Below are 13,527 nucleotides of genomic sequence, written 5' to 3' on the forward strand. Positions count from 1 at the left end.
AGGGTGTCGGCGAGGAGCAGGATGCCGGACAGGTCGGGGGCCTGGGCGGCGAGGTGTTCGAGTGCCGCTTTCCGTTCGTGGCGGGTGGCCGTGGCGTTGTCGTGGGGGGTGTCGAGGGGGAGGGTGAGGACGGTGGCACCGGCTCCGGTGAGAGCGGCCGTGATGGTGGCGACGGTGGCGGTGGTGGTGGGGTCGCCGGTGGTGGCGAGGATCCATGTGCCGGTGAGGGTGGGTGTGGTGGGGAGGGTGGTGAGGGGTTTCCAGGCGACCTGGTAGCGCCAGGAGTCGATCACGGAGCGTTCGCGTCGGCGGCGTCGCCAGGTGGCGAGCACGGGCAGGACCTGGCCCAGGGAGGCCGGGGGTTCGGTGAGTTCGAGTTCGGTGGCCAGTTGCTGGAGGTCTTCGCGTTCGACCGCGTCCCAGAATCCGGTCTCGGCCACCTCGCCGCCGGTGGGTGCGGCGATCGGCTCGGGCCAGTACCGCTGTCGCTGGAAGGGGTAGGTGGGCAGGTCGACCGTCCGGCCGCCCCAGCCGGCGAACACCGCGCGCCAGCCGACCTCCGCGCCGCAGGTCCACAGGCGGCTCACGGCGGTCAGCGCGGTGCCGGCCTCGTCGCGGTCCTTGCGCAGCACGGGGACGAACACGGCACCGCTGGCGGTGTCCTGGGCCATGCCGGACAGCACACCGTCCGGGCCCAGCTCCAGATAGCGGGTCACGCCCATCGCGTCGAGCGCCGCCACACCGTCCGCGAAACGGACCGCCTGGCGGACCTGGTGCAGCCAGTACCCCGGCTGCTGCATGGCACCCGGCTCGGCCACCGCACCCGTCAGGTTCGACACCACCGGGATCCGGGCCGGGTGGAACGTCAGCCCGTCCAGCACGGCCGCGAACGCGTCCAGCATCGGTTCCATCAGGGCCGAGTGGAAGGCGTGCGACACCGACAGGACGGTGGACTTCCAGCCGCGCTCGGCGCACTGGGCGGCGTAGTGTGCGATGGCTTCGGTGGTGCCGGAGAGGACGACGGAGTTGGGGCCGTTGACGGCGGCGATGTCGAGGCCGGAGTCGGCGACGTCGGCCTCGGTGGCCTGGACGGCGAGCATGCCGCCGCCCGCGGGCAGCGCCTGCATGAGGCGGCCGCGCTCGGCCACCAGCACGCACGCGTCGTCGAGGTCGAGGATGCCCGCGACATGGGCGGCGCTGATCTCCCCGAGGGAGTGGCCGAGGAGCACGTCGGGGGTGATGCCCCACGCTTCGATCAGGCGGTAGAGGGCGACTTCGAGGGCGAAGAGGCCGGCCTGTGCCCACATCGTGTGGTCGAGGTCGATGCCGTCGGTCAGGACCTCGCGCAGCGGCCGCTCCAGGCGGACGTCGAGGCGGGCGCAGACGGCGTCGAAGGCCTCGGCGTAGACGGGGAACGCCTGGTAGAGCCCCAGGCCCATGCCGGCGCGCTGGGAGCCCTGGCCGGTGAACAGGAACGCCGTCTTGCCTTCGCCTGCGACACCGCTGCTGAGGGTGGCGTCGCCGTGGAGCACCGCACGGTGCTCCAGTGCGGTCCGTGTGGTGGCGAGCGACCAGGCCACGTCGACCGGGTCCAGTTCGGGCTGGTCGGCGACGAACGATCTGAGGCTTGCGATCTGTGCGCGCAGGGCGGTGTCGGACTTGGCCGAGACGAGCCACGGCACCAGGCTGGGCGTCTGCTGCTTCGTCACATCCGAGACCGGCTCGGGTGCGGGTGCCTGTTCGAGGATGATGTGGGCGTTGGTGCCGCTGATACCGAACGAGGACACACCTGCCCGCCGAGGCCGGTCGTCGTTCTCGGGCCAGGGGCGTGCCTGGGTGAGGAGTTCGACCCCGCCGGCGGTCCAGTCGACCTGGGTGGTGGGTTCGTCGATGTGGAGGGTGGCGGGCAGCAGGCCGTGGCGCAGGGCCATGACCATCTTGATGACGCCGGCGACGCCGGCGGCGGCCTGGGTGTGGGCGATGTTCGACTTGACCGAGCCGATCCACAACGGCTCCCTGCCGGCGCGGTCCTGGCCGTAGGTCGCCAGCAGTGCCTGGGCCTCGATCGGGTCGCCGAGGCGGGTGCCGGTGCCGTGGGCCTCGACCACGTCGATGTCCGCACCGGTCAGGTCGGCGTTGGCCAGCGCCTGGCTGATGACCCGCTGCTGCGCGGGCCCGTTCGGCGCCGACAGGCCGTTGGAGGCGCCGTCCTGGTTGATCGCGCTGCCCCGCACCACGGCGAGCACGCGGTGTCCGCGACGTTCTGCGTCCGAGAGGCGTTCGACCAGCAGCAGGCCGACGCCCTCGCCCCAGCCCATGCCGTCGGAGGAATCGGCGAAGGCTTTGCAGCGGCCGTCGGAGGCCAGTCCGCCCTGGCGGTCGAACTCGGCGAACACGCCGGGGTTGGCCATGACGGTGACGCCGCCGGCCAGGGCCAGGTCGCACTCGCCGGTCCGCAGGGCCTGCGCCGCCAGGTGCAGGGCGACCAGGGAGGAGGAGCAGGCGGTGTCGACGGTGACGGCGGGGCCTTCGAGGCCGAAGGCGTAGGAGACGCGGCCGGACATGACGCTGGTCGCGTTGCCGGTGAGCAGGTGGCCTTCGGCGCCCTGCGGGATCTGGGTGCCGGTGCCGTAGCCGGAGGTGGTGCCGCCGACGAATACGCCGGTGGCGGTGCCGCGCAGTCCGGCCGGGTCGAGGGCGGCGGACTCGAAGGCTTCCCAGGCGGTTTCCAGCAGCAGGCGTTGCTGGGGGTCCATGGCGAGGGCTTCGCGGGGGCTGATGCCGAACAGGTCGGCGTCGAACGCGTCGGCGTGGTCGAGGAACGCGCCCCGGCCGGCGATGCCCGCGGGCCAGCCACGGTCGGTGGGGAACGGCCCCACCGCGTCGCCCGCGTCGGCGACCAGGTCCCACAGGGACTGGGCCGAGGTCACCGAGCCGGGGAAGCGGCAGGCCATGCCGACGATCGCGACCGGCTCGTCCACGGCCACCGCCACCGGCCGGGCCTGCGACGCTGTGCCGGGGGCGATGTCGGAGAGTTCGGTGAGGAGGAAGTCGGTCAGGACCAGGGGGGTGGGGTGGTCGAAGACGAGGGTGGCGGGCAGCCTGAGTCCGGTGACCGACTGGAGACGGTTGCGGACCTCGACCGCCATCAGGGAGTCGAAGCCGAGGTCGCGGAAGGCCCGGCCGGCTTCCACGGACTCCCCGTCCGCGTGCCCGAGGACGGCCGCGGCGTGGGTGCGCACGACGTCCAGCACCACCTGCCGGCGCTGCGCGGCCGGGGCTTCTTCGACTTGTCGTCGCAGGCTCGCGGTGTCGTCGTCGGCCGATGTCGGTGTGTCCGGGGTGGTGGCTTCGGGCAGGTCGGCGAGGAGCCGGCTGGGGCGGATGGCGGTGAACGAGGCCGTGAACGTGGGCCAGTCGATGTCGGCGACGGTCAGTCCCGACTCGCCGGCGTCGACGGCTGCCGCGAGGGTGCGCACGGCGAGTTCGGGGTTCATCGGGGCCATGCCGCGCCGGCGCAGGAGCTGCTGGGTCTCGCCCTGGACGGCCATGCCGGCACCGTCCCAGGGGCCCCAGGCCACGGACGTGGCGGGCAGGCCGCGGTCACGGCGCCCGGCGGCCCAGGCGTCGAGGAACGCGTTCGCCGCGGCGTAGGCGCCCTGACCCGCACCGCCCCACACCGCGGCGCCGGAGGAGAAGACGACGAACAGGTCGAGCGGAAGATGGGTGGTCAGGGCCTCCAGGTGGGCGACCCCGTCGATCTTCGCGCCGATCACCGCCGCCGTGGTGTCCCGGTCGGCGGCCTCCAGCAGCTGCGCGTCCCCGACACCGGCCGCATGCACCACACCGGTGAGCGGAACATCTGCCGGAACACCGGCGATGACCTCGGCCAGCCCATCCCGGTCGGCGACATCGCACGCGGCCACGGTCACCCGGGCACCCAGTGCGGCGAGTTCCTCGACCAGGCCGTCCGGGGCGGTCCCGCGGCGGCTGGTCAGCAGCAGATGCGGCACACCCCGGCCCGCCAGCCAGCGTGCCACCTCGGCGCCCAGCGCCCCGGTACCACCGGTGACCAGCACGGTGCCCGAGGGCTGCCATCCCTCGCCCACCGCATCGGTCGCCGCTGCCCGGACCAGGCGCCGGCCGTAGACACCGGAGCCACGCACGGCGGTCTGGTCCTCACCGTCACCGGTGGCCAGGACGGCCGCGAGGCGGCCGGACGCACGAGTGTCCAGGGTCTCGGGCAGGTCGATCAGGCCGCCCCAGCGCTGCGGGAACTCCAGCGCCGCGACCCGGCCCAGACCCCACACCGCGGCCTGCACCGGATCCAGCACCCGGTCCGACGCACCCACGGCGATTGCACCCCGCGTGAGCACCCACAACGGCGCGTCCACCCCGGCATCACCCAGCGCCTGCAACAGCACCGTCACCCGGGTGAGTTCATCCGCCACCCCAGCGGCGGTGCGGTCGGCCGTCCCCGCGCCGGCCGCCAGCACCACACCGCACACATCCGGCACGGCGGCGACCGCCGCGGCCAGGCCCGCACGGTCCACGACCCCGTCCACCGACAGGCCCGCCACGACGGCACCCGCCCCGGTCAACGCCCCGGCCACCTCCGCAGCACCGTCGCCCACCACCAGCCAGGTGCCCGACAGCGCGGCGGCCGTCGGGAGACCGGCGAGCGGCCTCCAGGCGACCTGGTAACGCCAGGTGTCGATCACGGACCGCTGCCGCCGCTCCCGGCGCCACGACGCCAGCGCCGGAACCACCGACCCCAGCAACTGCGGGGCCTCCGACAGCTGCAGCGTGCCCGCGAGTTCATCGAGGTCACCACGCTCCACGGCATCCCAGAACCGCGACTCGACCGCGTCCACCACCCCGCCCGCAGCCGGAACCGGCAACGACGGGACGTCCAGCCAGTACCGCTCGTGCTGGAACGCGTAGGTCGGCAAAGCGACCTGCCGGCCGGTGAGCAGCGCGGACCAGTTCACGTCCACGCCGGTGGCCCATGCCTCGCCGAGGCTGGTCAGGAGGCGGTGCATGCCGCCCTCACCGCGTCGCAGGGTGCCCAGCACCACGGCGTCGGCCCCGGTCGCGTCGATGGTCTCCTCGATGCCGACGGTGAGCACCGGGTGGGCGCTGACCTCGACGAAGGTGCGCATCCCCTGTCCGAGGAGGGCACGGACCGCGGTCTCGAACTCGACGGTGGAGCGCAGGTTGTCGAACCAGTACCGGGCGTCCAGTCCACCGTCGACGCTCTCGCCGGTCAGGGTGGAGATCATCGGAATCGTGCCGGTGGCCGGGGCCAGGTCGGCCAGGTCGGCCAGGATCCGCTCCCGGAGCCGGTCCATCTCCGGCGAGTGCGACGCGTAGTCCACCGGAACGCGGCGCGTGCGGATGCCCTGGCGTTCGCACGCGGCCATGAACGAGTCGAGGGACTCGGCGTCGCCGGAGACCACGGTGGAGGACGGACCGTTCACCGCGGCCACCGACACCGTGCCCGGCAGCAGGCCCTCGACCGCTTCCCGGCCGGCCGCCACGGACACCATGCCCCCGCCCCCGGCCACCGCCACCAAGGCCTGCGAGCGCAGCGCCACCACCCGCGCCGCGTCCTCCAGCGACAGCCGGCCCGCCACACACGCCGCGGCGATCTCACCCTGCGAGTGCCCCACCACCGCGGACGGCACCACACCCGCCGAACGCCACACCTCCGCCAGGGCGACCATCACCGCCCACAGCACCGGCTGGACCACATCCACCCGGTCCAGGTCCCCGTCCCGCAGCAGCACATCGGTCAGCGACCAGTCCACAAACGGGGCCAGCGCGGTCTCGCACTCGGTCAGCCGCTCCCGGAACACCGGCGAGGCATCCCACAACTCCCGCGCCATGCCCACCCACTGCGAGCCCTGACCCGGGAACACGAACACCACACCACCGGCACCCGCAACGGCCGGCGTGGCCACGGACAGCCCGGCCAGCAGCTCCTCCCGGCCCTCCCCCACGACCACCGCACGGTGCTCCAGCGCGGCCCGCGTCGTCGCCAGCGACCAGCCCACATCCACCGGGTCCAGCCCGGGACGCTCCGCGACGAACGAGGCCAGCCGCTCCACCTGCGCCCGCAGCGCGGCCTCGGACTTCGCCGACACCACCCACGCCGACACACCAGAATCCGAAACAGGAGAGACCGCAGCAGCTTCCCGAACCGAGGCCCCGACCGGGGCCTGCTCCAGGATCACGTGGGCGTTGGTACCGCTGATCCCGAAGGACGACACCGCCGCACGCCGCGGACGCTCCACCGCGGGCCAGGCCCGCGCCTCGGTCAGCAGCTCCACCGCACCCGCCGACCAGTCCACCTCCGCCGACGGCTCGTCCACGTGCAACGTCGCCGGCAGCATCCCGTGCCGCAGCGCCATCACCATCTTGATCACACCCGCGACACCCGCGGCGGACTGGGCGTGGCCGATGTTGGACTTCACCGAGCCCAGCCACAACGGCTCACCGGCCTCACCGCGTTCGCGGCCGTAGGTCGCCAGCAGCGCCTGCGCCTCGATCGGATCCCCGAGACGCGTACCGGTGCCGTGCGCCTCCACGACATCCACGTCCGCACCCGTCAGCCGGGCATTGGCCAGCGCCTGGCGGATCACCCGCTGCTGCGAGGGCCCGTTCGGCGCGGTCAGACCGTTCGACGCACCGTCCTGGTTGATCGCGCTGCCCCGCACCACCGCGAGGATCGTGTGCCCGTTGCGCTCCGCATCCGACAACCGCTCCACGAGCAGCAGACCCACGCCCTCGGACCAGCCGGTCCCGTCGGCCGCCGAGGAGAACGCCTTGCACCGGCCGTCGCCGGCCAGCCCGTCCTGCCGGTCGAACTCTGCGATCATGCCCGGCGTGACCATCACCGTCACACCACCGGCCAGCGCCATGTCACACTCGCCGGCGCGCAGCGCCTGCGTGGCCAGGTGCAGGGCCACCAGCGACGACGAGCACGCGGTGTCCACCGTCACCGCCGGGCCCTCCAGCCCGAAGGAGTAGGCGATACGGCCGGAGATCACGCTGGTCGTGCTTCCGGTCACCTGGTGTCCGTCGGCGCCCTCGGGCAGCCGTGCGTTCATGCCGTACCCCGAGGAGGCCGCGCCGGCGAACACGCCCACGTTCCGGCCGCGCAGCGAACGGGGATCCATTCCCGCGGTCTCGAAGGTCTCCCACGCCGACTCGAGCGCCAGCCGCTGCTGGGGGTCCATGGCGACGGCCTCACGCGGCGAGATGCCGAACAGCTCGGCGTCGAAGCCGTCCGCGTCATGGACGAAGCCGCCCACCCCAGCGGATCGGCCCGCGAGATCGGCAGGCCAGCCGCGATCCGTCGGGAACGGCGACATGCCGTCTGCTCCGTCGGCGACCAGGTCCCACAAGTGCTCGGGCGACATGACCCCGCCGGGGAACCGGCAGGCCATGCCCACGATCGCGATCGGCTCGTCGGTTCCGGTCAGGGTGAGCCGGGGCTCCGGTTCTGCGGCGGTGTCCAACTCGCCGAAGAACTGCGCCAGCAGATGGTCACTGAGAACAGCCGGGGTGGGGTAGTCGAACGCGAGCGTCGCGGACAGCCGCAGGCCGGTGGCGGCGGTCAGCCGGTTGCGCAGTTCGACGGCGGTGAGCGAGTCGAAGCCCAGGTCCTTGAACGCCTGACGCTCACCGACCGCGTCGGTCGAACCGTGGCCCAGGACCGTCGCGGCGCTGCCGCGCACCAGCTCCAGCAGCATCTGGTGCCGCTGGGCCTCGGGGACGGACCGCAGCCGCTGCACCAGCGCCAGACCGGCCACGGACTCCTGCGCGACCGCACGCCGCACCCGGCCCGACACCAGGCCGCGCAGCAGCGCGGGCACCTCACCGGCCGCACGCACCGCAGCAAGGTCAAGATTGGCCGGCACCAGGTGTGCCGCAGAGCGTCGCAGTGCGGTGTCGAAGAGGGCGAGCGCCTGCTCGGTGGCCAGCCCGCGCGCGAGCTGGTCCTCAAGATGACCGGTCATCGCACTGGCCTGCTGCCACATGTCCCAGCCCAGCGAGAGACCGGGCAGGCCGTGTGCGCGGCGGCGGATCGCGAGGGCGTCGAGGAAGGCGTTGGCGGCCGCGTAGTTGGCCTGGCCCGGGGTGCCGAAGGTCGCCGACGCGGAGGAGTAGAGCACGAACATGGCGAGATCGCTGCCGCGGGTCAGCTCGTCCAGGTTCGACGCGGCGGTGGCCTTGGCGCGCAGGACGGTGTCCAGACGCTCCTGGGTCAGCCCGGTGAAGACACCGTCGTCGAGGACACCCGCCGCATGAACGACACCCGTCAGCGGAACCTCGGCGGGGATGGCGTCGAGGACGGTGGCGAGGGCATCACGGTCGGCCGCGTCGCAGGCCACGATGCGGGCGCGGGCGCCGAGTTCGGCGAGTTCCTCGACGAGGTCGGCCGCGCCGGGGGCGCCGGGGCCCTGGCGGGACAGCAGGAGCAGGTGGCGGGTGCCGTGCTCGGTGACCAGGTGGCGGGCGAGGAGCCCGCCGAGGGTTCCGGTGCCACCGGTGATCAGCACCGTGCCGTCGGGGTTCGGGCGGACGGGAAGGGAGAGGACGTTCTTGCCGGTGTGCTTGGCCTGGGCCATGTGGCGCCAGGCGGTGACCGCTTCACGCACGTCCCACACGGTCAACGGCAGCGGCTGGAGGGAGCCCTGTTCGAAGAGGGCGACGACCTCGGCGAGGATGCGGCCCATCCCCTCGGGACCCGCATCCGACAGGTCGAACGGGTAGTACGGGACGTCGAGGCCGGCCCGGATGTCGGTCTTGCCCATCTCGACGAACCGGCCGCCGGGGGCCAGCAGCCTGAGGGAGGCGTCGAGGAACTCGCCCGCAAGCGAGTTCAGCACGACGTCGACACCCCTGCCGCCGGTCGCGGTCCGGATCCGGTCTTCGAAGTCGAGGTCGCGGGAGGAGGCGATGCGTGAGGGGTCGACTCCGCCGGCGATGACGGTGGGCCACTTGGCGGGACTGGCGGTGGCGTACACCTCCAGGCCCCAGTGACGGGCCAGTTGCACGGCGGCCATGCCGACACCGCCGGCGGCCGCGTGGATCAGCACGGATTCACCGGCCTTGACCTGGGCCAGGTCCCGCAGTCCGTACCAGGCCGTGGCGAACACCACCGGCACCGCCGCCGCCTGCGCCCACGACCAGCCCTCGGGCACCCGGACCACCTGCTTCCGGTCCGTCACCGCCTCAGCACCGAACGAACCGGTGAAGAAGCCGAATACCCGGTCCCCGACGTGAAGGTCCGCAACCTCCGGGCCCACCTCGACGACCACACCGGCCGCTTCCGCACCCATCTCGCCGGGCTCCGGATACATGCCGAGGCCCAGGAGCACGTCCCGGAAGTTCACACCCGCCGCACGGATCTCGACCCGCACCTGGCCGGACTCCAGAGGCAGCGAGCCGGCCGCCTCGAGGTGGAGGGACTCCAGCGTGCCGTCGGTGCCGGGCAGAAGGCGCCAGGTGTCGTCCGGCAGTACCAGTCCGCTGCCTCCGGCGCGCATCAGGCGGGGCGCCAGCAGCGCACCGTCACGGAGGGCGACCTGCGGCTCGTCGAGTCCGGCCAGGAGGGCCAGGTCGAGCCGTTCCTCAGATGCCGGGTCGGTGTCGACGAGCACGATCCGGTCCGGGTGCTCCGACTGCGCCGAGCGCACCAGACCCCACACCGCCGCACCCACCGGGTCCACGACGACGCCAGCACCCGCGGGCATCGCGCCCCGGGTCACGACCGCCAGACGCGAGCCGAACGTGCTCTCGTCCGCCAGCCACTCCTGCACACCGTGCAGCACCTCACCGAGGACCTGCTCCACCGGACCGTCACCGGCCGGCAGCACCGTCCACGCCGCAGCCTCCGCCGAGTCCTCTTCGGTGACAGCGGTGATCCCAGGTGATACCGGAACCGGCACCCATTCCACGGCGAACAGCGCGTCGTCCGCCGCCTGCCCGGCCGCCGACAACTGCTCCGCCGACACCGCCCGCGACACCAGCGCACGCACGAGAGCGACCGGCGCACCCGTGCCGTCCGCCGCCTGCACGGTGAAGCCCTCGCCCTCGGGACGGATCGCCACCCGCAGCGCGGTCGCGCCGACCGCGAACAGCTCCACCCCCGACCACGCGAACGGCAACCGCGGCCCAGACTCCCCCGGCTCTCCGGACTTGCCGAAGCCCTGGGACAGGAGATTCGCCGGATGCAACGCGGCATCCAGCAGCGCCGGATGAATACCGAACGCGTCGACCTGCCCCACACCCGGCTCAGGCAACACCAGATCCGCATACACACCGGACGCGTCACGCCAGGCCGCCCGCACCCCCTGGAACACCGAACCGTAACCGAAGCCCACCCCGGCCAACGACTCGTAGAACCCGTCGACCTCCACCGCAACCGCACCCTGCGGAGGCCACACACTCAAACCGAACTCAGGCACCCGCGTCTGCGACACAGCGAGGAAGCCCGACGCATGCAACGTCCACTCCTCCGCGCCCTCGACACACCCATGGACATGCACCGGCCGGTCACCCGAGGCATCCGGGCCCTCGACCCGCACCTGAACCTGCACACCACCGGACTCCGGCAGCACCAACGGCGCCCGCAGCACCAGCTCCCGCAGCAGACCGCAGCCCACCTCCTGCCCCGCCCGCAGCACCATCTCCACCAACGCCGCACCCGGGACCACCACCCGATCCAGCACGACGTGGTCGCCGAGCCAGGGCTGTGCTCCGAGAGCGAGGCGGCCGGTCAGCACGACCGCATCCCCGTCGGCAAGGGCAACTGTGGCACCCAGCAGCGCGTGGCCCGCACTCACCAGACCGACAGCGGCCAGATCCCCGGCGTTCATGTTCGGTCGCGGCCAGTACCGCTCGCCCTGGAAGGCGTAGGTGGGCAGGTCGACCGTCCGGCCGCCCCAGGCGGCGAACACCTTCGTCCAGTCGACTTCGGCACCGGTCGCCCACAGACGGCTCACGGCGGTCAGGGCGGTGCCGGCCTCGTCCCGGTCCTTGCGCAGCACAGGGACGAACACGGCACCGCTGGCGGTCTCCTGGGCCATGCCCGACAGCACACCGTCCGGACCCAGCTCCAGATAGCGGGTCACGCCCATCGCGTCGAGCGTGGCGACACCGTCGGTGAACCGCACCGCCTGCCGCACCTGACGCAGCCAGTACCCCGGGGCCTGCATGGCACCCGGCTCGGCCACCGCACCCGTCACGTTCGACACGACCGGGATCCGCGCCGGGTTGAACGTGAGGCCGTCCAGCACCGCCGCGAACTCGTCCAGCATCGGCTCCATCAGAGCCGAGTGGAACGCATGCGACACCGACAGGACGTTGAACCGCAGGCCACGCTCGGCGCATGCGGCGGAGTAGCGCTCCACCGCGTCCAGTTCACCCGAGAGCACGACGGAGTTCGGGCCGTTGACGGCCGCGACGTCCAGGCCGGAGTCGGCGACCTCGGCCTCGGTCGCCTGCACGGCGAGCATGCCGCCGCCCGCGGGCAGCGCCTGCATCAGCCGGCCCCGCTCCGCCACCAGCACACACGCGTCGTCCAGGTCCAGGATCCCGGCGACGTGCGCGGCGCTGATCTCACCGAGGGAGTGGCCCAGGAGCACGTCCGGGGTGATGCCCCACGCTTCGACCAGGCGGTAGAGGGCGACTTCGAGGGCGAAGAGGCTGGCCTGCGCCCACATCGTGTGGTCCAGGTCCACGCCGTCGGTCAGGACCTCCCGCAGCGGGCGCTCCAGCCGGGCATCGAGGCGCGCGCACACCGCGTCGAAGGCCTCGGCGAAGACGGGGAACGCCTCGTAGAGCCCCAGGCCCATGCCGGCACGCTGCGAACCCTGGCCGGTGAACAGGAACGCGGTCCGGCCCTCGGCCGCCACGCCCTCGGCGAGCGTCGTGTCCCCCGCCAGCACCGCACGGTGCTCCAGCCCGGCCCGGGTCGTCGCCAGCGACCAGCCGACGTCCACCGGATCCAGTTCCGGCCGCCCCGCGACGAACGACGTCAGCCGTTCCACCTGAGCCCGCAGTGCGGGCTCGGACTTCGCCGACACCACCCACGGCACCTGACCCGGCGCCTGTCGCGGCGCGGCAACCGGCTCCCCCTCGACGACGGGCTCCGGAGCCTGCTCCAGGATCACATGCGCGTTCGTGCCACTGATCCCGAACGACGACACACCCGCACGCCGCGGACGCTCCACCGCGGGCCAGGCACGCGCCTCGGTGAGCAGTTCCACCGCACCGGCCGACCAGTCCACCTGCGGCGACGGCTCGTCCACGTGCAACGTCGCGGGCAGCACACCGTGCCGCATCGCCATGACCATCTTGATCACGCCCGCGACACCCGCGGCCGCCTGCGTGTGGCCGATGTTGGACTTCACCGAGCCCAGCCACAGCGGCTCGCCGGCCTCGTCACGCTCCTGGCCGTACGTGGCCAGGAGCGCCTGCGCCTCGATCGGATCACCCAGCCGGGTGCCCGTACCGTGCGCCTCGACGACATCCACGTCCGCGCCGGTGAGCCGGGCGTTGGCCAGCGCCTGGCGGATCACCCGCTGCTGCGAGGGGCCGTTCGGCGCCGTCAGACCGTTCGACGCACCGTCCTGGTTGACGGCAGTACCCCGCACCACCGCGAGGATCTTGTGCCCGTTGCGCTCGGCATCCGACAACCGCTCCAGCAGCAGCAGGCCGACGCCCTCGCCCCAGCCGGTGCCGTCGGCCCCCGCCGCGAACGCCTTGCACCGGCCGTCCGACGCCAGGCCGTCCTGCCGGTCGAACTCCACGAAGGCGGCCTGGGTGGACATCACCGTCACACCGCCGGCCAGGGCCAGTCCGCACTCTCCCGATCGCAGCGCACGCGACGCCAGGTGGAGCGCTACCAGCGACGACGAACACGCCGTGTCGACGGTGACGGCCGGGCCCTCCAGCCCGAACGCGTACGCCACGCGGCCGGAGATCACGCTGGCGCTGGCGCCGGTGGAGACGTATCCCTCCGCCTCGTCGGCGTTCAGCAGCGTTGCGTAGTCCTGGCCGTTCGTACCGACGTACACGCCGGTCCGGGTACGCCGCTGCGACCGCGGGTCGATCCCGGCGGACTCGAAGACCTCCCAGGCCGACTCCATGAGCAGTCGCTGCTGCGGGTCCATGGCGAGCGCCTCGCGCGGCGAGATCCCGAACATGGACGCGTCGAACCGGTCGGCGTCGTGGAGGAATCCGCCTTGGCGGACGAAGTCGCCCTCGTCGCTCCAGCCACGGTTGTCAGGGAAGTCGCCGATGCCGTCGACACCGTCGCGGACCAGCCGCCACAGGTCTTCCGGGGACCGGACCCCGCCGGGGAAGCGGCAGCTGACACCGACGACCGCGATCGGCTCGTGTTCGCGTTCCTCGACCTGGCGCAGCGAGCGCTGGGCCTGGCGCAGCTCCGTGGTCATCCACTTCAGCTGGTTGAGGAGCTGTGCTTCATCCGCCATGGCCGTTGTCCTTCAC

Annotated in this window: 1 protein-coding gene (running past one end of the window); it reads right to left on the reverse strand. The window is 72.7% G+C overall.

Annotation, left to right across the window (positions count from 1 at the left end):
• Positions 1-13,511, reverse strand: partial view of a type I polyketide synthase gene (locus tag AC6F7H_RS00600; protein ID WP_500754536.1) — the beginning only. Its footprint begins 17,950 nt before the window's first position; the window shows 13,511 of its 31,461 coding nt (coding positions 1-13,511); it begins with the start codon at positions 13,509-13,511; the stop codon falls past the left edge of the window.
• Positions 13,512-13,527 lie beyond the last annotated feature (16 nt).

Source organism: Streptomyces sp. MMS24-W38, assembly GCF_059889265.1.